This window comes from Sphingomonas sp. FW306-05-A, from assembly GCF_058782275.1.
Genome location: NZ_JBYSXN010000002.1, coordinates 648704 through 671634 on the forward strand (window position 1 = coordinate 648704; position 22931 = coordinate 671634).

The window sequence follows — 22931 nt, forward strand, 5'->3', positions numbered from 1 at the left end:
GACCTGCCACCCCTGCGCCGCAGTAGAGGCGCAGGGGTGTACGCTCCGGGGCTTGTCAGGCGATCGTGGCTGCCGGGACCGTGGCGCGATCCTGCCCGAATGCCGTGAGATCGAGGATCCCTGCCCGCTTCGCGACGATCGTCGGTACCAGCGCCTGCCCCGCGACATTGACCGCGGTGCGCCCCATGTCGAGGATCGGGTCGATCGCGAGCAACAGCCCTGCCCCCTCCAGCGGCAGCCCCAGCGTCGACAGCGTCAGCGTCAGCATCACGGTCGCGCCGGTCAGCCCCGCAGTTGCCGCCGATCCGATCACCGAGACGAACGCGATCAGTCCGTAGTCCGAGGCGTGCAGCTGCAACCCGAAGAATTGCGCGACGAAGATCGCCGACAGTGCGGGATAGATCGCCGCACAGCCGTCCATCTTGGTGGTCGCGCCGAGCGGCACCGCGAAGGCGGCATAAGCGCGCGGCACGCCGAGCCCGTGTTCGGTCACTTGCTCGGTCATCGGCAGCGTGCCGACCGACGATCGCGAAACGAACCCCAACTGGATCGCGGGCCAAGCATGGCCGAAGAAGCGCAGCGGGCTGAGCCCGTTCGCGAGCAGCAGCAGCGGATAAACCACGAACAGCACCAGCGCGAGCCCAAGGTACACCGCGCCAGCGAACGATCCGAGTGCGGACAGCGAACTCCAGCCGTAACGGATCACCGCATCGCCAATCAGCGCGGCGGTACCGATCGGCGTCAGCGCGATCACCCAGCGCAGCAGCCGACGGAAGACGACGAGCGCGGAGGCGTTGAACGCGAGGAACCCCGCCCCGCCCTCACCGCTGCGCACCGCCGCCGCGCCGATCGCGATCGCCGCGACGATGATCTGGAGCACGTTGAACGACACCGAGGTCTTCGCCACGCCGTCCTCAATCGTGGTCGACGCGCCGATCCCGAAGACATTGGCGGGCACCAGGCCCTTCAGGAAATCGAGCCACGATCCGCTGCTCGACGGCAGCTTGGCGGCGGTGCGGTCGATCCCGGCGTGGAGCCCCGGTTCGATCACCAGACCGAGCACGATCCCGATCGTCACCGCGATCAGCGCGGTCAGCGCGAACCACAACAGCGTCTGCACCACCAGCTTCGCGGCATTCTCGAGATCACGCAGCGCCGCGATCGACGCGACGATCGCGGTGAACACCAATGGCGGGACGAGCGCCTTGAGCAACTGCACGAAGATCTGCCCGGTGGTGTGCAACGCTTCCCCGAGGATCGCCGCCGAGGGTCCGTCGAACGCGCGTCCGGCAAAGCCCAGCGCAAGGCCGATCGCCATGCCAAGCAAGACTTGCGCGCCAAACGGCAGGCGCAAGGCGGGGCGCGAAGCCGGCGCGGATAAGGACATGGACGAACTCCGATTGCGTAAGACGTCCCGTCGCGCGGGCGCGCAGGACGCGATCCTTGTGGACCAAGCCGGCCGTAACGTCCGCAAAGGCATGCTTGCGCCAACCGAAGCAATTCTTTCATATCATACCACCGTAGTGGGATATGATCGGGGCTGGAGGTTCCGATGACGACCCACGCCGCTTTCGCCAAGCACCCGCACCCCACCACCCCACCGTCTCCCGTTTATGCGGCGGTCGCGGATCTGCGCGCGGCGCGCGATGCGTGGCGCAGTCGCCAGGACGAGGCCCGCGACGTCGCGAGCTTTCCGTCGCGCAGCGCGCTGGAACAGGTCGTCGCGTTGCTGTCGGCGACACTGTATCCGCGGCGTCTCGGGCATTTCCGCGGGTCTGCGCTGGAGGAGGACCAGTTCGTCGTCGCGCGTCTGCTCGCCGCGCTGACCGAACTCGAACGCGAGATCGGCGCCGAACTCGGCTATTGGCAACATGAGGCAGGACCGTTCGACCCAGATCATGCTGCGACGATCACCCGGCTGTTCACCGCGACGCTGGGCGACATCCGCCGCCTGGTCGACAGCGACGTGGACGCCGCGTTCCTCGGCGACCCTGCCGCGCGCAGCGTCGACGAAATCCTCGTCTGCTATCCCGGCGCGATTGCTAGCCTGCACCACCGGATCGCGCACGAGCTCCACAATCTCGGCGCACCGATCGTCGCGCGCGTCATCTCCGAGATCGCCAACGAGCATACCGGGATCGACATCCACCCCGGCGCGACGATTGGCGAGAGCTTCTTCATCGACCACGGCACCGGCGTGGTGATCGGCGAAACCGCGATCGTCGGCGCGCGGGTGCGGCTGTACCAGCACGTCACGCTCGGCGCGCGAAGCCCGGTCGGGCTGACCCGTGACGACGTGCGCGAGCGCCATGCACGACATCCGATCATCGGGGACGACGTGGTGATCTATGCCGGGACGACGATCCTCGGCCGTGTGGAGATCGGCGCACGGTCGACCATCGGCGGCAACGTCTGGCTGTTGTCGGACGTGCCCGCGGACAGCGTCGTCGTGCAGCCCGAAGCGATCCGCCTCAATGATGCCGCCGGGCTCGACCTGCGTGACGTGCTCCAGCGGGCAGCGACGCAATGATCGACGCGCGCTTCCGGAAGTCCGCGACCCCGCCGGGCCGGACCGCCCGCCCGGTGATCGGCGTCTTGTGCTGTAATGAGACGAGCGCACGCCCGGTGCAGGCAGTCGCCACGCGCTTCATCACGCCCTTGTCGCAATATTCGGAAGCTGCGGTGGTGCTTGTCCCCGCCGTCCGCGACGACGCCAACATCGCCGCGCTTACGCTGTTGCTTGACGGATTGCTGCTGACGGGGTCGCGCTCCAACGTTGCGCCCGATTGCTATGGCGGTGCGCCTTTGCCAGCGGGCCAGCGCTGCGATCCCGACCGCGACGCGGTGGCGCTCGCACTCGCGGGGGGCATGATCGAGGCGGGCAAACCGGTGTTCGGCATCTGCAGAGGTTTACAGGAAATCAACGTGCTGTTCGGCGGAACGCTGTCCGCCGCGACCTGCGCGGAACGCCATCATCGCGGGTCTTGGGACGGATGTTATCAGGACCTGTTCGGACATTGCCACGATGTCGAGCTCGGCGCTGGCGGATTGCTCGCGGAGTCGACCGGGCGGCGGCGGATGCGCGTCAATTCGGTCCACGAACAGGGGATCGACCGGCTCGGTAACGGTCTCGCGATCGAGGCGATTGCCGCGGACGACGGGCTGATCGAGGCGGTCCGTGCGCGCCCGTGCGGTGCGGACGTGCTGGGCGTCCAGTGGCACCCCGAATGGGATGCCGATCGTTCCGCCGAAAGCCGCGCGTTCTTCGGTTTGATCGGCCAGTCGCTGCGCACCGCGGCGGCGGCACGATGACGGTTCACCACCACGAAAGGGTAATGATGCTGAAAACTGTTCTCACCGCGGCGGCGCTCGCCACCACCGCGCTCACGATCTCCGCCTGCGCCAAGCAGGACGAAGCGGCCAACACCGTGGTCATCAACGAAACCGTGCCGAACGACCCGGCGGCGACTGACGAAAACGCCACCGCGGTAGACGCCGTCGGCAACGATCTGACGGTGGCCAACGATTCCGCCACGCTCAACACCGCTGACGGTGTCGGCAACGCGCAATAGCCTTTCGACCCGACGGGTCGATCCCAACACGCTGGGTAAGCTCCCGCGTCCCCTTGGCCTGGCACCCAGCGTGCCGGGCCAATTTTTTCGAGATGGCCGCATGGGATTTCTTTGCGTCGCAATCCGTAGCGATCTGCCACGGGGCCGTCATAAACGTGGGCCAGCATACTGCGCCCGCATGGATATTCCAAAGGGACCGCTTTCATGATCACCCACCGGGCGCTGTTCGCCGTTGCCGTTTCGACGCTCGCGCTGGCGGTTTCGACCAACGCACAAGCGCAAGTCGCGACAGCACCCGCGGATGCCACCGACGCGGCAGCAGCCAGCACGCCGGACGCCCCCGCCGAGCCGACCGACATCGTCGTCACCGGCACGCGCACGATCGGGCGCTCGCGGCTTGACAGCGCGGCACCCGTCGACGTGCTCAGCGCCGCCACGCTCCAGCGGCAGGGCACGACCGAACTCGCCAGCGCGCTTGCGGCGGTCGTCCCGTCGATCGATTTCCCGCGCTCGTCCGCCGTCGACGGCACCGATTCCGTCCGCCCAGCGACGCTGCGCGGCCTGTCGCCGGACCAGACGCTGGTGCTCATCAACGGCGTGCGCGCGCATACCTCGGCGCTCATCAACACCAACGGGTCGGTCGGGCGTGGTGCCGCGGCGGTCGATCTCAACACCATCCCCTCGGTCGCACTCGACCGGATCGAAGTGCTGCGCGATGGCGCGGCGGCGCAATATGGCTCGGACGCGATCGCGGGTGTCGTCAACCTTCGCTTGCGCGAAGCGCGGCACGGCGGCGGCGCGACCGTGACCTACGGCCAGTACATCACCGACGTGATCACCGCGCGCGGCAACCGCAACGAGCGTGACGGCGAGACCGTCACGGTCGCAGGCTGGCAGGGCATTGGGCTCGGGTCGGACGGGTTCCTGACCGTGTCTGGCGAATATCTCGACCGCAACCCGACCAGCCGTGGCGACTTCGACCCGCGCAAGACTCCCGTCCGCATCCGCTCGCGCTACGGCGACCCGGACGTCCAGCAGTACAGCGGCTATATCAACGCAGGGAAACCGCTCGGCGACACCGGCTGGACGCTCTACGGCTTCGGCGGATACCAGTATCGCGACAGCACAAGCGCCGCGACTCCGCGCGTCAACGGCGGCACCGACAACAACGCCAACGCCGCCGCGCTCGCCAGCCTGTATCCCGACGGGTTCACCCCGCTGATCAACGTCGTCTCGAACGATCTGACCGCGACCGGCGGGATCCGTGGCGAACTGTCCGGCTGGAAGGTCGACTTCAATGTGTCCTACGGGCGCAACCAGCTGAACTTCGCGACCCAAAACTCGGGCAACTCCACCTATGGCGCGGCATCGCAGACCAATTTCTACGACGGCAAGCTGACCTACGACCAGCTCGTCGGCGGGATCGACGTCTCGCGCGAGCAACCGCTCGGCGCGGGCACGATCAACATCGCCTGGGGTCTTGAATATCGCCGCGAAGGCTTGAAGATCGGCGCGGGCGAGCCGACCTCGTACAACCGTGCCCCCGGCGCGAGCAGTGCGCTCGGCTCGGGCGCGCAAGGGTTCCCGGGCTTCCAGCCCTCCAACGTCGTCAACGAACATCGCGACAACGTCTCGGGCTATGTCGACCTCGAAGCCAAGCCGATCGACGGGCTGACGCTCGGCGCGGCAGTGCGCGGGGAAAGCTATTCCGACTTTGGCGAGACCGCGACCGGCAAGCTGACCGCGCGCTATGATTTCACGCCCTGGTTCGCGCTGCGCGGCACTGCCTCGACCGGCTTCCGCGCGCCGTCGCTCCAGCAGCAGTTCTTCACCACCACCTCGTCGGTCCTGACGAGCGGCGTCATCGTCGAAACCGGGCTGTTCCCCTCGACCAGTCCGGTCGGCCTCGCGCTCGGCGGCCAGGCGTTGAAGCCGGAGCGCGCGCGCAACCTGTCCGCCGGGTTCGTGGTGCGTTCGGGCGGGTTCGATCTGTCGGTCGATGCGTATCACATCAAGATCCGCGACCAGATCGCTTTGTCCGAAAACCTCAGCGGCGGGGTCGTGATCGGGCGCTTGCGCGACGAGGGGATCACCGCGGTGACGGCGGGGCGCTATTTCCTCAACGGCATCCGCTCGACCACCAAGGGGATCGACGTGGTCGCGCATTACCGCAAGGCGACCGGGGCGGCAGGCACGTTCGACCTGACCGCCGCGACCAACATCAACGACATCAAGGTCACGCGCGCGCCCGCCGCGGCGACGATCACGTCGTCGGCGGGGACGACCACGCTCCCGATCTTCAGCCGCCAGCGGATCGTCTCGTTCGAACAGGGCACCCCGCGCGAGAAGGTCGTCGGCACGATCGACTGGTCGCTCGACCAGCTCGGCGCGACCGCGCGCGCGTCTTATTACGGCGACGTCAACCAGCCGAGCAGCACCGGCTTCGCGGCGGACGACATCCACACCGGCCGCCACACGATCTTCGACCTCGAGCTGCGCTACAAGGTAATGCGCAACCTCAACCTCGCGGTGGGGGCGAACAACCTGCTCGATACCTATCCCGACTTCGTCCGGCTGGCGTCGTCGCGCGGGACAGTGCTCAACGGCAGCGGTCTGGTCGCGTTTCCCTATTACTCGCCGTTCGGGTTCAATGGCCGCTATGTTTACGGACGCGTCGGGCTGAACTGGTAACACCCCACGCTCGGTACGAGGGCACGCCGGGCCGGGCGCGTTTCGATTGACATCGTTACGCGACTGGTATGATTCACACAGAATGATCGCGCCGGTTCGCCTGTCGATGCTCTACCTCGGCGCCGCGCTGCTGTGCCTGTCCGGTGCGGCAGCGGCGCTCGTCTATCTCGCGATCGCCGATCGCCCGGATGCGCTGGCGATCGGCGACGTCCCGGCGCGACCATCGGATGGTGTGGATGTATCGGCGGCACCCGACGATCTGCCGCTCGAGACGTATCTGCCGCAACAGAAGCAAGCGCTGGGACCGGTGCAGGCGCTTGCCGAAAACTACGCGCGCGCGTTGACCCCGGTCAATCCGATGCCCCCGCCGTTCGTCGCCACCACCCTGTCCGCGACGGATCGCAGCGCGGCGGCGACCTGTCTTGCGACCGCGATCTATTATGAAGCGAACGGCGAACCGCCGTCGGGCCAGCGCGCCGTGGCGCAAGTCGTGCTCAACCGGGTGCGGAACCCGCATTACCCCAAGACGGTCTGCGGCGTGGTCTATCAAGGCGCGGAACGCCCGACCGGGTGCCAGTTCACCTTCGCCTGCGACGGATCGCTGGCCCGGCGACCGGCGGCGGCAGGACTAGCACGTGCGCGGGCGGTTGCCGATGCCGCGCTGAACGGCGTGGTCTCACCGACGGCGGGACAGGCGACGCATTATCACTCGGTATGGATCGTGCCGCGCTGGGCGGGGGAATTGGCCAAGGTCGCGATCATCGGACATCACGTCTTCTATCGTCCGCCCCGGCCCTATGGCGGCTATCCGACGACATATTCGCTGGCCACCGATCCGACGCCGATCGCCAGCATATCGCCCGAGCCTGCCACCCGTCCGGTCGATCCGGCTTCCGGCGCGGGTCCGATCCCTTCCGCCGCGACATCCCCGACCGTGACGACGATCGCCGCGCCGGAAAGCCCGTTGCACGGCACGACTCCCCCCGGCGAAGCAGTCGTCCCGCGCGCCACGCCATCCCCGCGCTCGTCACCGGTCGTCTACTTCCCCCTTCCCCGCCGCACACCGCCGGCGCTGGCGATTCCTACGCAGTAAGGGAATCGCATCGATCCTGCGGGTCAGCCATTGCCGGGCGAAGGCGATGCCGCCAAATGATGGTCGAGACATACCGCAAACAGCGTATAAATGCTGTTTTATCAGCGCCTTGGCTCTGATTTGTTTGTCGCGGGCAAATCATTGCGATACGCTAACGACATTCTTCGGCACCCCGCCCGATCGTATCCAGGGCCTTTCCTCGAAGACTGTACCGCGGACCAGCACAGACCTTGGCAACATCGGGGAGACTATGGTTCAGCTCGCTACGACCGCCGCCCCAACGATCGATTGGCCCACCATTCCGCGCGATGCGATGCGCATCCTGGATATCGTCATTACGCTTCTATTACTGATGTTCTTCGGGCCATTGTGCCTTGCGGTAGCGATCTGCATCAAGGCGACCAGCCACGGCCCCGTCATCTATCGACAACGTCGCATCGGCTATCTCGGGCAGGAATTCTACTGCCTCAAGTTCCGGACGATGCGCCACGATGCCGACGCGCGGCTGGCGGCGTTGCTGCAACACGACCTGCTCGCGCGGATACAATGGTCATACGACCACAAACTGCGCCACGATCCGCGCATCACCCCGCTCGGCAAGTTCCTGCGGCGCTCGAGCATCGACGAACTGCCGCAACTCATCAACGTGCTGCAGGGATCGATGAGCCTCGTCGGTCCACGCCCGATCGTAGCGGCAGAGATCCCGCGTTATGGTCGGCGGTTCGTGCACTACACCGCGATGCGCCCAGGGATCACCGGGCTGTGGCAGGTCAGCGGGCGCAACGACACGACCTACCGTCGCCGGATCGCGCTCGACGTCGTGTTCGCCCGCCGCCGCAGCCTCGGGCTGTACGGGCGGATCATGATGCTGACGGTGCCCGCGGTGCTGCTGCAACGTGGATCGCGCTGACACCGACCCGTGGCGACGACGTTCGCGGGTCCGATCCGCGCGCCTGTCGAACGGGCTGGCGCGCAGTCTCGCGGTGATCCTGATCCTGCCGTTCGCGCTTGGCGGTGCCAACACTGCGGTGCTGACCGCGGCTACCGCGATCGTGTATCTCGGATGGGCGGCGCTGGCCCTGGCGCTGGTGCCAAGCGACGCCCGGTTGGTCGCGCGCATGGCACCGGTCGTGCTGCCGCTGATCCTGCTGCTGGGCTGGACTGCGCTCCCGTTCCGTCCCGACCTCGCGCCGCGGCTGATCACCCCCCCGGCCGCACCGGATCTGCTCGGGGTCGCGTGGTGCCATGCCTTTTCGCTCATAGCGCTGCTGATCGGATGCGCCGTCGCCGCGCGACTTCCCGGCTTCACGCGAACGACCGCGACATGGCTGTGCCTGTGCGCCGCCGCGCTCATCACCGCGACCCTCGCGCTGCGCGCGTTCGGCACGACCGAGATGGTCCAGCGGCTCGTCGTGGATCATCGCCATCACCGCTTTGCCGGGCTGATCGGCAACGCCAACGCGGCAGGCATCTTCTACGGGATGCTCAGCCTGCTGTTGCACGGCGTCGCACGCATGCGATGGCGCGACTGGCAGACCCTTCCACGCGGGGACTTGCCGACCGGCGCGATACTCGCCGTGTTCGGCATGATCGTAACGCTCGTGCTCGTCGCCCTGTCGCAATCGCGGACCGCGGTTGCGGCGACACTGGTTGCGCACATCGCCTGCGGCATCGGCTACCGGTCGCAGCGACGCAGCGGACACGTGCTGGTCCGGTGGAGCATCCCTGCGCTGCTATTGCTCGCCACGGGCGTGGCCTTGTGGGCGTCGGCAGGGGCGGTGCTCGGCCGGTACGGCGCGCTGGGCGCAAACGGGTCGGGCCGCATCGCGATCCTACGGCACGCCATCGCCCTCGCCAGCCAGGCACCACTGACGGGTTACGGTCTGGGCGGGTTCGACACCGTCAACCAGCACCAGCTGACGCCCGATACCGTGCTGCTGGTCGGCGACTTCGGTGCGGCCCATAACGCACCGTTGCAGCTCGCGATCGAGGCCGGATGGCCCGGTCTCGCGCTGGTCGCGCTGGCCCTCGCCGCCCTGCTTTGGCGCATCGCACGCGCGCCCTCGACCCCCGCAAACCGGTCCGACACAATCGGTCGCACGATGCTGTTGGCGGTCGCGGTCGCCGCGACGGGATCGCTGGTCGACATCGCGCTCAACGTACCCGCGATCGCGGCATTAAGCGCGGCGCTGCTGGGGATCAGCTGGGGCCGCACGCTCCGCGAAAGCGCGACATACCCCGCCCGCCCCCACGCGACTCACCCCAATCCGTGGCCGACCGCCGCCATGCGCAACGCAAAGGCGACCCCCGCAGGCGTATCCCCCAGCAACCGCTCGATCGCGCCGCGCTGACCGTTGTCATAGCGGACTTGCCAGACCGCCTCCTCGATCGCCGCACGCCGCGTCGCCGGATCGAGCGCAGTCCAATACACCCGCGCAAACGCGATCCGCCAGATCGCGGCGGCGTTGTGGAACGGCCGTTCGCGGTAGCTTGCCGAAAACGCGTCGATCGCGGCGGGGGTGGGCTTCTTGTGGACCAGCAGCTCGCGCTGGGTGACCAGCAACAAGGTCGCATCCCAGCCGGGGCGGACATCCCGGAGATGGCGGATCAGCCCCTCCGCACGAACCGCATCGAGCGCGCGTAGGGCAGGGGTTGCGCCTGCGCGCGCGCCATCGAGCGCAAGTTGCGCCAACGGGGCCGCGGCGCGGACCGGAAGGTTCGCGGGCGCACGGTCACCATAGGCTTCCAGCACCGCGTCGCGCGCCGTCGCCGATCGATCAGTCGCCGCCCGGGTGATGACCACCGCCAGCCACTCGTCCTGCAGCATGTGTCCGGCAAAGACACATCCCGCCAGACACGCGGCGCTCGCCAGCATCGCAACCGGCGAGACACGCCGCCCTCCGTCGCCGTGTTGCCAATTTCGGCGCAAGCGGCGCGTCACGGGTTGTAATAGCGGCTGTACTGCGCCGAATAATATTGCCCGCCCAGTGCTTCGGAATGCGGATCGACCATCGTCAGGACCCCGCCGAGAACCACCGCGCCGTCCTGCTCCAGCCCCGCAAGGGCACTGTCGATCGCCGATACGGGGGTGGCGTTCCATTTGACCAGCAGCAGCACGCCGTCGGCGAGCTTCGCCAGCGTCCGCGCATCCGCGACGCCCAGCAACGGCGGCGTGTCGAGCAGGATATGATCATAGCGTTCGCGCGCATGATCGAGCAGCATTGCCATCGCACCGGTATCGAACAGGTCCACCGGCGTGAACGTCGGCGTCCGCACGCACAGCAGGTCGAGCCCCGGAATATCGTCCGGGACGATCGCCGCCTCGAGCGTCACGGTGCCCGCCAGCACCTCGATCGTCCCCGCGGCCGGAGTCAATCCGACACCGTCCGCCAGCCCCGCACGACGGACGTCGCAATCGATCAACAGGACGCGATCCCCCGACAGCGCCATCACCCGCGCCAGCGACAGCGCACTGGTCGTCTTGCCCTCCGACGGAAGCGTCGAGCCGATCGCGATCACCTTCACCCCGCCGGGGCGGATGACGGTACGGATCGTCCGGAATGCTTCGGAATAAGCGGAGACCGGCCGGTGCAGCAACGTGTCGGCAGGCGCGCAACGCCGTCCCGCGGGGTCGCGCAGGCGGCGCGCCGTCAATTGCGGGATCGCTGCGATGTGCGGTACCCCCAGCATCGTCTCGATCTCCTCGGGGGTGCGGATCGTGCTTTGCACCGCCTCCGCCACCGCCGCGGCACCGATTCCCAGAACGAACCCGACGAGCATTCCCGCGACGCCGATCGCAGGGCGATTGGGATAGGTCGGCCGCGCGAGCACCACCGCGCTTTCGAGAACGCGTGCCTGGGGCTGGCTGCTGCGCTGTGCCTGCGCGGCCTGTTGCACCGTCCCCGCCATGCGATTGTACGCGGTCGTCGCCGCATCCGCCTTGCGTTGTAGACCGTCGGCGCGAACCGCCGCCTGATTGTTGAGCGCGATCTCCTGTTTGAGCGCGGTGAGCTGCTGCGCGAGATCGGTTGCCTTGGCGCTGGCGGACCGGGCCTCGCTGCGCAGCCCCTCGATGATCCGCGTCTGCTCCAGCCGGATCTGCTGGTCGAGCGCCTCGATCTGCTGCTTGCTCTGGACCAGTGCGGGAAACTTCTCGCCGTAGCGCGCGGCAAGCTGCGCGCGCTGGCGCTCGGCTTCGGTCCGCTGGCGCCGCAGGTCGGTGATGACGGGGGCGGACAGGACCGCGGACACCGCATCCGATCCACCCGCGGCGATCTGCCGCTCGGCCGCGGCGACGTTCGACCGGAGCGCCGCCGCCTCCGCCTTGGCCGACGCAAGCTGTTGCGAGATCGGGCCGACCTGCTGGTCGTTGATCGTGCCGACTCCGCCGCCCTGCACGATCCCGCTGTCCGCACGATAGCGCGCGACGCTCGCCGCGGCGGCTTCGGCTTCGCGGCTCAATCGGAGCAATGCGGTCTGCCCGGTTTCGGTCTGCCGCGTGGCGGTGCTCGCCTGGAAATCCGCAGTGCTGTCGATGTAGGCGAGCGCGACCGCATTCGCGATCCGCGCCGCCTTGGCCGCGTCGCGCGCGCGGAACCCGATCGCGAGGACGTAGCTGCGTTCCTGTTGCGTCACCGTCAAACGTTGCACCACCGCCGACGTCGCGGTTTCGATCCGGTGGGCGATCGCGACCGGGCTTGCCGGTGCCGGGTTGCCCTCAGGGGTGAACTCCGGATCCCCTTGCAGGCCGAACCGCGTCACGACGCGGCGCGCGACGTCACGCGACCGGATCGTCGCGATCTCGCTGTTGACCAGCGCCTGGTCGAGCGGCTGGTCCTTCGCCGTCTCGAAATCGAGCGGGGCCAGTTTCGCAGGCGTGATCCGGACGCGCGCCACCGCATCATATTGCGGGGTGATCAGCAATGCCGCCGCAACCGCCGCCAGCACCGTCAGCAGCATCGTCGCGCCGATCACGCGCCAGCGGCGACGAAAAATGCCGCCCAGCGACGCCAGCGTGACCGGCTTGGCCCCGATGTGCCGGCTCTGGTCGAGACGACTGCTCTGGCTCCCCATGCGGGCTTCGGTCTTCATGTCCATGCGGGATCTCTCACCATGATGGCCGCTATCGCTGCACGACAAGGGACAGGACGAACCGGGTTTCGTGATAGGACGGCCCCGATCCCGTTCCCTTCGCCGACCGAAGATCGTGCAGAACCGACGCACCGATCCCGATCGCACGCGTCAGGATATAGCGCGCACCGCCGCTCGCACGGACGATGTCGAGCGTGGCGTCGGTGTTCTTGAACACGTCATGCTCGTAACCGATCTGCGCGTTGAGCAGGACGTAGCGCAGCAGTTCGTGATCCAGTCGCAATGCGACGGTGTTGTTCACGAACCCGCCGGAATTGATGAACGACGCGTCCTCGATCAGGCGTCGCCCGGTCAGCGTCACGGTCGTGATCGGCGTCGGGAAATACTCGACGCGCGCTTCCGCGGTCACCCCGCCGATCGGACGGTAGAGGGCTGCATCATACCGCCGCCGAATGTATCCCACGCCCAGCGACCCGCGCAGCAGCGTGCTGAGATCGAAGGTAGCCCCGCCCAGCGCGCGGAACGTGTCGGAACTCCGGTTGGGAATGCCCGTCGCGAGCGGCCGGGCATAGTCGATCCGGTCGTAACTCCCTTGCGCGAACATCGACGTATCCGGGCTGATCGCATATTCGACCCGGCCCGATCCACTCATCGTGTGCGAATTGCGGTTGTTCTGGCTGATGACCCCGTTGTCGAACGTCAGCACGTCATCGAACCCGAGCGCAGCGAAAGTGAATCCCCCCTGCACCCGCAGACGCCCGGGGGCGTAGCCCGCATTGAGCTGGACCTGCGTACTCTGATATTGCGACGCCGCCGCGGCGGCACTCGGATAAGCGGCAGAGGTCGGCGGCTCGGTCGCACGTGCGGTGCGGGCCGAACCCGATAGGGTCATCTGCCCGCCGATGTCGTAGCGTCCGGATCCGACCACGCGCCAGCTATCCTGGTTGCGCCGCGCCTCGGTCAGGAACCGCTTGATGTCCGCGCCCGCCTCGATCGTCAGCGAATGGCGGGACCAGTTGCTCGCGAACCGGGCGTTCGGCGCGATCGTCGCCGTCGCATCGGCCTTTCGGTCCGACGAGGTCTGGTAGACGTTATCTTCATACCCGATCGCCGTCTCGACGCGCGGAAACAGCGTGAAACCGCCGATCTTGATCCCCAATGCGTCGAATTCGGGACGCGACCGGTCGAGCACGCCGGTGTTGCGCCCGCGATCATATTCGATCGGCAAATTGGGGACGACGAAACTGTCCCCGACACTTTGCGCGGCCACCGGCGTGGCCACGACCGTCCCCGCCAGACCGATCGCCGCGCTCAGGACGATCGGGGGGACCCTTACGGACCGGGTCACGCGCCCGGCCCGCCAGCCGTCGCAGTCTGGGGCGGGGTGTAGTTCGAGCTTCCCCCCGACAGGCCAAGCGTCGTTCCCTGGTCGACGATGGTCTGCGCATTCGCGAGCGCCGCGGTACCCTCGATCTCGCAGCGTTCCAGCGCGCCCGAGATGTTCTTGAGCGCGACCGCCGCGGCATCGCTCAACTGCCCCGCCTGCGTCGCCGCCTGGGTCAATGCCGCCTTCGAATCGCCGCAGCCCGACTGTGCCTGGCTGATCAACAGCGACAATTGGGCCTCGATCTGCCCGGATTGCGTACCGCCCGCCTTCAACGCGGCGATCAGCGTCGCCGCGAGCGATTCGATCTGCCGATCGCGGTCGGGCTGTGCCGGCGGGTTAGCCGGGGCCGGCGAGTTAGTCGGGGCCGGCGTCGGTGTGGGCGCGGTCTGCGCCGCGCCGGTCGCCGCCTGCGCGGGCCTGTCCCCCGCGAGCCAGGCACCCGCGAGCGTCATCATCAAGATCCGGATCGCAGCTGAATCGATCACATTGCCCTCCACCGACGATTGTCGTCCCCAATGCCAACGCGGTTACAAATAGCGTTCCCCGACCCTGATCGTGTCGCCGGGACGGACTCTCAGATCCGGCGTGATGCGGGCTTTCGCCGACTCCGCTTCGCCCGAATGCTTGATGAAGACTTTCCGCTTGTCCGCGCGGTAGGTGTACCCCTGCGCCGTCGCCACCGCCCCATCGATGGTGAGGCCGGATGAGTAGGGATATTCACCGGGCTTGTTGACCTCGCCGAGGATGTAGAACGGCCGGAACGTCAGGATGTCGATGCTGACCCGCGGCTGAAGCACATACCCGTCCATCAGGTGCCGCCGGATCACCGCCGCGACCTCGGTGGCGGTCTGCCCGACCGCGCGCACGTCGCCGATCAGCGGCAGCGACAATGCGCCGTTCGCGTTGACCGTGAATTCGCCCGACAGCGACGGTTCGTCGAACACGATGATGCGCACCTTGTCAGCCACGCCAAGCGGGTAATCGGTGTCCGCCGGGTCCTGCTGCGCCATGGTCTGCGCCGCCACCGGTAGCGCCAGCATCCCGCCGGGCACGAACGTCGCGCCGGACCATACCAATATTGATGCAATAACTTTCCAGGCTATCCGCACGTCGCATCGCCCCATCGATCAACTGCCGTACACCATTTTACGTATATCTACTTGGCCATATCAAGTATCGTTCAAGACGATTCCGGTTATGCCGTAATATTACTACTCCTATGATGCACCAATTTCCAATGCTGTTTTTGACGCGACCTGCGGGACCGAGGCCAACATGCTCGATCGAAAGCCTGACATTCGAAAGGACGAACGCAGGCCCCTGTACCAAAAACGGTGCAGTCGTTACGGTTGCGAGCCGTTAACCAGGAATCGCAATGCACGCGCAAAGCCTAAGCCCCGGACAGAAAGAGGCCCCCTACGAGGTGAGCGGACAAGCGCCGACGCGGGCTAGCGCGCGCGACATGCGCGACCGTTCCTGCGATACGCATCCCCCTCTCCAGGACGACCGCTGGCCGCCGCTCGTCCGTGTCTGCGTGACGGTCGGATGCGGCGTGCTCGCCTGGGCCACGCTGCTCGCGCCGGCGTGGTATCTGCTCTCATACTAAAGCCTATCCTCTCGTTATTTCGCACTATTTTGCGACCAACTATAACCTTTCGCTAACACCCCCACGGCCAAGGCTCCGCGACTTTCATCGCGGAGCGGATCGTGGCGAGATTTCTTGGGGTGTTCTTGGCGTGCCTGATGGTCGGCATGCACGGTGCAGAAGCAAAGCCAGCGCAGCAGCCGTTCGTACCATCCGGCACTGCGACCGACATGCCCACCGGCCTCGCCGAGCTGTGCCGCGCACAACCGGCGACATGCGACCGGCTTGCTGCCACCCCGGCCCCAACCGTGAGCACGGCCGTCAGCACGACCGGGCCGGACTCGCCCGATGCCGACAAGACCCGGCTTCGACTGCTCAAGCGGATCGACGGCATGGTCAACGCGCGCGTACGCCAGCAAAGCGACATGCTGAGCTACGGCGTGGGCGAATTGTGGCGCCCGAGCGGCTCGGGGCGAAACGCGGTGGGCGATTGCGAGGATCTGGCGATCGAGAAGCGGCTGGAACTGATCGACGCGGGTTTCCCGCCCGAACGCCTGTTCTTCGCGGTCGTCTATCAATCCGGCATCGGGCTCCATACGGTGCTGGTCGCACGGCTGGATGGCGGCGACATGGTGCTCGACAGCCGTTCGAGTTTCGTCGAGCCATGGCAGGACACGCGGTACCAATGGCTGATCGCGGAACACCCCGGAATGCCGACCCGCTGGACCACGGCTTCCTGAATCGCGCCGTTGGGACAAGGACGCCGACCTGATCCCTCGCGCCAATCTGGACTTCATCCCCTAATTGCCGCACCAATGGCACAATTGGGGTGGAGAAGAGATTGCGTATCGCAATCGTTCATTACTGGCTGGTCGGCATGCGGGGTGGGGAACGCGTGCTCGAACATCTTTGTCAGATGTATCCGGATGCAGATATCTTTACGCATGTCGTGGACCCGGAGAGAATTTCATCGATCATCCTGCGGCACGACATCCATACGACCTTCATCGCCCGACTACCCTTCGCGAAGCGGCAGTATCAAAAATACCTTCCGCTCATGCCGCGCGCGCTCGAGCTGCTCGACCTCGAGGCCTATGATCTTGTCATCAGTTGCGAGGCGGGGCCCGCGAAAGGCGTCATCACGCGCCCCGATGCGATCCACCTGACCTATTGCCATTCACCGATGCGCTATCTGTGGGATCAATATCCGCAATATCACGCCGCCGGTGGCTTCGGCGCCCGCGTGATGATGCCGCTGTTTGCACCGTCACTACGGCAATGGGACATGACGAGCGCGGCACGCCCCGATCGGATCATGGCCAACAGTGCGTATATCAAGGCCCGCATTGCCAAGAGCTGGCGGTGCGACGCAACGGTCGTCTATCCTCCGGTCGATACCACGCTCTTCACGCCCGCCGGGGACGCAAGCGACGAATATCTGTGGGTCGGCCAGCTCGTCCCGTACAAACGACCCGATCTCGCAGTCGACGCCTTCACCCGCAGCGGACGCAAGCTGCACGTGATCGGGGAAGGCGCGATGCTCGGCCAATTGCAGGCACGTGCTGGCCCGACGATCCGGTTTACGCGCCACGCCGACTTCGCAAGCCTGCGCGCGGCCTATGCGTCCGCACGCGCGCTCGTCTTTACTGCGGAGGAAGATTTCGGGCTAATCCCGGTCGAGGTGATGGCGTCCGGCCGCCCCGTCCTCGCCTTCGCACGCGGGGGCGCGATGGAGACGGTCGTTGCCGGCGAGACCGGCCTGTTCTTTGACCACAAGACGATCGAATCGCTGCTGGACGGCCTCGACCGGTTCGAGGCGTGGCTGCCGCGGTTCGACCCGCTTGCTGCGGTCACGCGCGCGCAGGCGTTCGGCCCGAACCGCTTCCGCCGCGCCTTCACCGCCGTGCTGGACGAGGCGATCGCCGATCGCTTCTAGCGTCGTTCGCGCGCGACGTCGCGCAGCACCTCCATCAGCGAGTCGCCCGCGCGGGCCCAAGTGAAGTGGGCGGCACGCAACCGTCCCATCGCCGCATATCGCGCGCGCAGCTCGGGATCGTCCGCCATCGCGCGGATCGCGCCAATCCAGTCCGCGTGTCGGTCGGGATCGGCATAGAGCGCCGCAGCGCCACAAACCTCGGGCAGCGCGCCCCGATCGCTCACGACCGTGGGACATCCCGAGAGCATCGCCTCCAGCGGCGGCAGGCCGAAGCCCTCGGTGCGCGACGGCATCGCATAGCACAGCGCGTTTTGGGTCAGCGCGCGCAATGCACCGTCGGACACACGCCCCGCAAACACGACGTTGGGCGGAACTGCCAGCCCCGCCGCGATCGCAGCCGGTCGCCCCTCGGTGCCGAACAGCACGAGCGTGAGATCGGCGAGCCGTTCCGAAGCGAACGCTTCGAGCAGTACTTTCAGGTTCTTGTGCGCCTGCACGCTCGACAGCGCGAGGACGTAGCGTGCCGCGCCTAGCCCCAGCTTGGGCAGAACCGAAAGATCCGCGACAGTCTGCACCGCATGATCGACGCCGTTGTGGATCACGCGAATGCGATCGGCGGGGGCCACGTTCCATCGCACCAGTTGTTCGGCAGAGTAGCGGGAAACCGTGAGGATCCGCAGCGCGCGGGCACCGATCACCGGCTGCACGGTACGATAGAAGTGGACGAAGGCGCGCGAGTAGGACTGCGGACTGGTAAAGACCTGTGTGTCATGGATCATCGTGATCGACGTTGCCGACGCCACCGGGGCAAGGTTGCACAAGTTGAGCAAAAGCTTGCCGCGCGTCTTGGCGGGAAGCTCCAGCTGTTCCCACCATTGCCCCGCCAGAACGCCTTTGCGATCGATCGGCATCCGCGGCAGTCGATCGGTCAGCGCCACCGTATGTGGTGCCGCGATCGAGGCCGGCTTTCCGAACAGATCCTCGATCTCCGGCTGATGGCAGATCAGCTGTTCGACCAGGCCGAACGCCACCCGGTGCACCCCCGTCATCGCCGCCGACAGGAATTTTCCGTTGATGACGACTTCACTTCGCATGCAAACCCCGCCGATTATCGCCAACGACAAAAATCAAACGTGCACGCGCCACCGCCATTACTACGATGACCGCAATGCGACATGGGGCATACTTTACGCCACACCTTCATCTGTTCTGTATTTACAGATTACGCAACCGGGTCATATGGAGTATTGCTCTATCCATCGACGATCTTTTACCTGCTGATGTAATACTGCATATGGGGAACGACGAGCCTTGCCCGAACCGATCCGGCGACCGTGACGACACCGACGCTCCGGACCCGTCTGGTCGCGGCAGCGCCGACAACGATCCGCAGCGCATGACTTCCCGCGCGCAAAGCGACATCGCCACCCGCATTGCCGCCGGAACTGCATGGTTGGTCGCAGCGCGTCTGGCGGCGCGCGCGATCGATTTCCTCGGCCTGTTGATCCTCGCCAATCTGCTCCTGCCGGCCGACTTCGGCTTGGTCGCGGTGGCGCTGACCGTCGTGCAGATCGCCGAAGCGGTGTTCGAACTGCCGGTCGGTCAGGTTCTCGTCCGGTCCGAGATGATCACGCGCGATTTGCTCGACACGGCATTCACGGTCGGACTCCTGCGGGGCGCGCTGCTCGCGGCGCTGATGATCGCCGCCGCCGAACCGTTCGCAATCCTCTATCGTGATCCACGCCTGGCGGCGCTGCTGTGCCTGCTTGTCATTGCCCCGGCTTCGCGCGCGGTGGTCAGCCCCGCTATGACGCACTTCGCAAAGGCAATCGATTTCCGTCGTGACCTGCTGATCGAGCTCGTCGGGAAGGGGATGGCGCTCGGCTGTTCGATCTGGCTCGCGCTGGTGTCGCGCAGCTACTGGGCCATTGCGATCGGCACGATCGTCAATCCGGTGGCGATGGCTGCCGCGTCCTATGCGGTCGCTCCATACCGGCCGCGTCTGTCGCTGACGCGGTGGGGCGAGTTTGCCCATTTCGTCGGATGGTCCACCGCATCCCAGCTGATCAGCGCGATCAACTGGCAGATCGATCGCCTGCTGCTCGGCCGACTGGTCCCGTCAGCAGCCCTGGGGGCCTATGTCCTCGCGGGGGACATCGCAGCGGTGCCGGAACAGGCGTTCGTCAAACCGATCGGCCGTCCGCTGATCGCCGCCTTTACCCAGCTGAGGCAGGATCCGCCCCGCCTGATGGCGGCCTATTTGCGGACCGTGACGTCCGTCCTCACCGTGGGGATTCCGGTCATGCTCGGGCTCAGTATCCTGGCCCAGCCCGCGGTCCATCTGGCGCTCGGGCCGAAGTGGCAGTCGAGCTGGCCGATCCTGCAATGGCTCGCCGTGTCGCTGATACCACCACTGTTGACCGCGCCGCTCGGCGCGCTTGCGGTCACGCTGGGCAGGACCGACATCTTCCTCCGGCGCAACCTGATCGAATTGGCGGTGACGGTGCCGTCGATCATCGCCGGCGCGTATGTCTATGGAATTGCAGGCGTCATCGCCACGCGGCTCGGGCTTTCGCTGCTCATGGCGCTGGTCGCGGCCATCTTCGTCCGCCAGCTCCTCGGGGCTTCGATCCCGCGTCAATGCGCCGGTCTCTGGCGTCCGCTCGTTGCGGCTGCGGGATTGGCGCTGGCGCTGTTCCTGCTGCGCGGTCGCTTGCACGGTCTGGACGGTTTGCCACTGGCACTGGGGATCATCGCGTGCGCTGCGGTTGGCCTGGCCGTCTACGGTACGATCCTGCTGCTGTCATGGGAGTGGAGCGGTCGACCGAAAGGGATCGAGACGCTGCTTGCCGGATGGGTTACATCGTCATGGGCGCGGTTTCGGTCACGGGTTTGACGGCATGGAGCCTTGCTCCGACGAATGTCCTTGTCGAACCCCGCTGGTAGCGCTACCTTTCAATCAACCCGCGCCGGCGAGCGCGAGATTCGGGAGATGTTGCGATGAACAAGGGCATGTTTTTGGCCGCTGCAGGTGGCCTGGCCGCGATCGGCCTGGCGTCAGGCGCGGCGCTGATGGCGCAGGAGCATTCCGCCCCTACCCCGTCCGACCCCAAACTTTTCCTGTCGCAGCCGCTGGTCAGCTCGATCTACACCGCCGATCCTTCGGCACACGTGTTCGGCGGAAAGATCTACGTCTATCCCAGCCACGACATCCCGGCCCCGATCGCGGACGACGATCTCGGCAACCAATATGCGATGCGCGACTATCGCGTGCTGCGGATGGACAAGGTCGGCGCCAAGGTCACGATCGGCCCGGTCGCGCTCGACGTGAAGCAGGTGCCGTGGGCCTCGCAGCAGATGTGGGCACCGGATGCCGCCTATAAGAACGGCACCTACTATCTGTACTTCCCGGCGCGCGACAAGACCAAGGACAAGAACGGCCTCGGCAAGTTCATGATCGGCGTCGCGACCTCCAAGAACCCGATGGGCCCGTTCAAGGCCGACCCCAAGCCGATCGCGGGCGCGTTCTCGATGGACCCCGCCGTATTCACCGACGCGGACGGCAAGAGTTACATGTACTTCGGCGGGATCTGGGGCGGCCAGCTCCAGCGCTGGAAGGACGGCAAGTTCGACCCCAACGGCAGCGACACCGATCTGATGCAGGACACGCAGCCTGCCCTCAGCGGCAAGGTCGCGCGGATGAACCCTGACATGAAGAGCCTCGCCGAGACCCCGCGCGACGCGGTGATCCTCGATGAGAGCGGCAAGCCGGTCCTCGGCGGCGACCATGAGAAGCGCTTCTTCGAGGCGTCGTGGATGTTCACGCGCGGCGGCAAATATTATTACACCTACTCGACCGGCGACACGCATTTCCTCAACTACGCGACCGGCACCAGCCCCTACGGCCCGTTCACCTATCGCGGGCATATCCTGAAGCCGGTGCAGGGCTGGACGTCGCATCACTCGATCATCCAACATGACGGCAAGTGGTGGCTGTTCTATGCCGACACGCAGCTCAGCAACAAGAACCACTTGCGCAACGTCAAGGTGACCGAGCTCAACTTCAACGCCGACGGGACGATCAAGCTGATCGATCCGATGGTCAAGTAAGGCAGCCGATGTTTCTCGGAATCGATATCGGCACGTCGGGCGTCAAGGCCGTCGTCCTCGACACCCATGGCGCGGTCGTCGGTCAGGGCGTCGCCGCGCTCACCGTCCAGCGTCCCCAGCCCTTGTGGTCCGAACAGGACCCCGAGGACTGGTGGAAAGCCACCAGCGCAGCGGTCCTTGCGATCGACCCGAGCGTTCGCCGCGCAGTCCGCGGGATCGGACTCGCCGGGCAGATGCACGGCGCGACCTTGCTCGGCGCGGATGACAAACCCTTGCGCCCAGCGATCCTGTGGAACGACGGACGCTCCTTCGCCGAATGCGCCGCGCTGGAAGAGGCGACGGGTGACTTCCGCACCGTCGGCGGCAACATCGTGATGCCGGGCTTCACCGCCCCCAAGCTCGAATGGGTCCGCCGCCACGAGCCCGAGATCTTCGCGCAGGTCGCGACGGTGCTGTTGCCCAAGGATTACGTCCGGCTGCGGATGACCGGCGAGAAGGCGTCCGACATGTCGGATTCGGCGGGTACTTTGTGGCTCGACGTAGCGGGCCGCCGCTGGAGCGAGACGCTCCTCGCCGCCTGTGGCCTCACCGAGGCGCAGATGCCGCGGCTGGTCGAGGGCACCGACGTCGCGGGCACGCTCCGCGCCGACATCGCCGAAGCCTGGGGCATCCCGCAGGTTCCGGTTGCAGGCGGCGCTGGCGACAATGCCGGTGGCGCGGCCGGCGTCGGCGTCGTCACCGATGGCAAGGCGCTGCTGTCGCTCGGCACGTCGGGCGTTATCTTCGTCGCCAACGACGCGTTCCGGCCCAATCCGGCGCGCGCCGTCCATGCGTTCTGCCACTGCCTGCCCGACATGTGGCACCAGATGTCGGTCCACCTGAGCGCAGCCTCGTGCATCGACTGGGTCGCGCGGCTGACCGGCGCGACCGGTGCCGCCGAACTGTTCCAGCGCGCCGAGGCGGCTGGCGTCGCGAACGGTCCCGAGGGTTTCCTCCCCTATCTCTCGGGCGAACGCACGCCGCACAACGATGCGCAGGTCCGCGGCGCGTTCTACGGACTCGACAATGACACCGACGCCAACCGGCTCGCGCAGGCGGTGCTCGAAGGCGTCGCCTTCGCGCTGGCGGACGGGCTCGACGTGCTGCGTGAAGCGGGCACCGAAGTCGCCGAACTCGCGGTCATCGGCGGCGGCGCACGCTCGCGCTACTGGGGCGAGACGCTCGCGGCGGCGATGGACGTGCCGCTCGTCTACCTCCAGGGCGGCGAAGTCGGCCCCGCCCTCGGCGCAGCCCGGCTTGCGCAGATTGCGGTCGACGGCGGGACCCCGGCTGAAGTCTGCGTCGCCCCACCCGTTTCGCACCGCATCACCCCCGACGCGGAATTGACCGCACGGCTCGCACCGAAGAAAGCTGCGTTCCGGGCTGCCTATGCCGCGATTTCCCCCCTCACCGCATCCAACTGACCC

The 22931-nt window shown here is 66.6% G+C and carries 20 protein-coding genes; 13 read left to right on the top strand and 7 right to left on the bottom strand.

The genetic code is table 11. From position 1 onward, the window contains the following. Positions 1-55: 55 nt before the first annotated feature. Positions 56-1387: a dicarboxylate/amino acid:cation symporter gene (locus tag AC3WJR_RS11900; RefSeq protein ID WP_492725230.1), complete on the bottom strand. Its 1332-nt coding sequence runs from the start codon at positions 1385-1387 to the stop codon at positions 56-58. Between the two features lie 165 nt (positions 1388-1552). On the opposite strand from AC3WJR_RS11900, the gene epsC reads away from it, so the two are divergent. From epsC to AC3WJR_RS11935, 7 genes are all read left to right on the top strand, one after another. Further along, entirely contained in the window at positions 1553-2530 is a 978-nt protein-coding gene (epsC, locus tag AC3WJR_RS11905) for a serine O-acetyltransferase EpsC (RefSeq protein ID WP_492725232.1), read from the top strand. Further along, positions 2527-3312: a gamma-glutamyl-gamma-aminobutyrate hydrolase family protein gene (locus tag AC3WJR_RS11910; protein WP_492725234.1), complete on the top strand. Its 786-nt coding sequence runs from the start codon at positions 2527-2529 to the stop codon at positions 3310-3312. The genes epsC and AC3WJR_RS11910 overlap by 4 nt, the downstream gene beginning before the upstream one ends. Then, entirely contained in the window at positions 3309-3572 is a 264-nt protein-coding gene (locus AC3WJR_RS11915) for a hypothetical protein (protein ID WP_492725236.1), read from the top strand. Before AC3WJR_RS11910 ends, AC3WJR_RS11915 begins: the two co-directional genes overlap by 4 nt. Positions 3573-3776: 204 nt before the next feature. Continuing rightward, positions 3777-6263, top strand: a complete 2487-nt coding sequence (locus AC3WJR_RS11920) for a TonB-dependent receptor plug domain-containing protein (protein WP_492725238.1) — start codon at positions 3777-3779, stop codon at positions 6261-6263. A gap of 82 nt (positions 6264-6345) precedes the next feature. Next, on the top strand, positions 6346-7356 hold the full coding sequence (locus AC3WJR_RS11925; RefSeq protein ID WP_492725240.1) for a cell wall hydrolase: 1011 nt from the start codon (positions 6346-6348) through the stop codon (positions 7354-7356). Positions 7357-7606: 250 nt separating this feature from the next. Continuing rightward, positions 7607-8266 carry a sugar transferase gene (locus AC3WJR_RS11930; protein WP_354281764.1) on the top strand — a complete coding sequence of 220 codons (660 nt, stop codon included), beginning with the start codon at positions 7607-7609 and terminating at the stop codon, positions 8264-8266. Next, the gene (locus tag AC3WJR_RS11935) at positions 8253-9707 is read left to right on the top strand and encodes an O-antigen ligase family protein (RefSeq protein WP_492725242.1); all 1455 of its coding nucleotides are present in this window, start codon (positions 8253-8255) and stop codon (positions 9705-9707) included. Before AC3WJR_RS11930 ends, AC3WJR_RS11935 begins: the two co-directional genes overlap by 14 nt. Here the strand turns inward: AC3WJR_RS11935 and AC3WJR_RS11940 are convergent. Genes AC3WJR_RS11940 through AC3WJR_RS11960 form a run of 5 tightly spaced genes read right to left on the bottom strand, consistent with a single transcriptional unit; the run spans position 9614 to position 14886 of the window. After that, a complete protein-coding gene (locus tag AC3WJR_RS11940; RefSeq protein WP_492725244.1) occupies positions 9614-10297 on the bottom strand; it encodes a hypothetical protein in 684 nt (227 codons plus the stop codon). The two genes, AC3WJR_RS11935 and AC3WJR_RS11940, sit on opposite strands and share 94 nt — an antisense overlap. Continuing rightward, a complete protein-coding gene (locus AC3WJR_RS11945; protein ID WP_492725246.1) occupies positions 10294-12453 on the bottom strand; it encodes a GumC family protein in 2160 nt (719 codons plus the stop codon). Before AC3WJR_RS11945 ends, AC3WJR_RS11940 begins: the two co-directional genes overlap by 4 nt. Positions 12454-12478: 25 nt before the next feature. Continuing rightward, positions 12479-13795: an outer membrane beta-barrel protein gene (locus AC3WJR_RS11950; RefSeq protein WP_492725248.1), complete on the bottom strand. Its 1317-nt coding sequence runs from the start codon at positions 13793-13795 to the stop codon at positions 12479-12481. Continuing rightward, the gene (locus AC3WJR_RS11955) at positions 13792-14319 is read right to left on the bottom strand and encodes a hypothetical protein (protein ID WP_492725250.1); all 528 of its coding nucleotides are present in this window, start codon (positions 14317-14319) and stop codon (positions 13792-13794) included. Before AC3WJR_RS11955 ends, AC3WJR_RS11950 begins: the two co-directional genes overlap by 4 nt. 42 nt (positions 14320-14361) lie before the next feature. Further along, positions 14362-14886, bottom strand: coding sequence for a polysaccharide biosynthesis/export family protein (locus AC3WJR_RS11960; protein WP_492725252.1), 525 nt, complete (start codon positions 14884-14886; stop codon positions 14362-14364). 410 nt (positions 14887-15296) lie between these two features. Between AC3WJR_RS11960 and AC3WJR_RS11965 the strand changes: the two genes are divergently transcribed. The 3 genes from AC3WJR_RS11965 (at position 15297) to AC3WJR_RS11975 (ending at position 17355) form a co-directional block, all read left to right on the top strand. Then, positions 15297-15440, top strand: coding sequence for a hypothetical protein (locus AC3WJR_RS11965; RefSeq protein WP_354281750.1), 144 nt, complete (start codon positions 15297-15299; stop codon positions 15438-15440). Between the two features lie 101 nt (positions 15441-15541). Beyond that, positions 15542-16159, top strand: coding sequence for a transglutaminase-like cysteine peptidase (locus tag AC3WJR_RS11970; RefSeq protein WP_492725254.1), 618 nt, complete (start codon positions 15542-15544; stop codon positions 16157-16159). Positions 16160-16260: 101 nt separating this feature from the next. Further along, positions 16261-17355 carry a glycosyltransferase gene (locus AC3WJR_RS11975; RefSeq protein WP_492725256.1) on the top strand — a complete coding sequence of 365 codons (1095 nt, stop codon included), beginning with the start codon at positions 16261-16263 and terminating at the stop codon, positions 17353-17355. Here the strand turns inward: AC3WJR_RS11975 and AC3WJR_RS11980 are convergent. Next, positions 17352-18449 carry a glycosyltransferase family 4 protein gene (locus tag AC3WJR_RS11980; RefSeq protein ID WP_492725258.1) on the bottom strand — a complete coding sequence of 366 codons (1098 nt, stop codon included), beginning with the start codon at positions 18447-18449 and terminating at the stop codon, positions 17352-17354. The genes AC3WJR_RS11975 and AC3WJR_RS11980 overlap by 4 nt on opposite strands. A 302-nt stretch (positions 18450-18751) precedes the next feature. Here AC3WJR_RS11980 and AC3WJR_RS11985 point away from each other — a divergent pair, with 302 nt between their 5' ends. The 3 genes from AC3WJR_RS11985 (at position 18752) to xylB (ending at position 22928) form a co-directional block, all read left to right on the top strand. After that, on the top strand, positions 18752-20251 hold the full coding sequence (locus tag AC3WJR_RS11985; protein ID WP_492725260.1) for an oligosaccharide flippase family protein: 1500 nt from the start codon (positions 18752-18754) through the stop codon (positions 20249-20251). Between the two features lie 104 nt (positions 20252-20355). Further along, positions 20356-21465 (top strand): glycoside hydrolase family 43 protein, encoded by a 1110-nt coding sequence (locus AC3WJR_RS11990; protein ID WP_492725262.1) that lies wholly within the window; start codon positions 20356-20358, stop codon positions 21463-21465. A gap of 8 nt (positions 21466-21473) precedes the next feature. Further along, positions 21474-22928, top strand: a complete 1455-nt coding sequence (gene xylB / locus AC3WJR_RS11995) for a xylulokinase (RefSeq protein WP_492725266.1) — start codon at positions 21474-21476, stop codon at positions 22926-22928. Positions 22929-22931 lie beyond the last annotated feature (3 nt).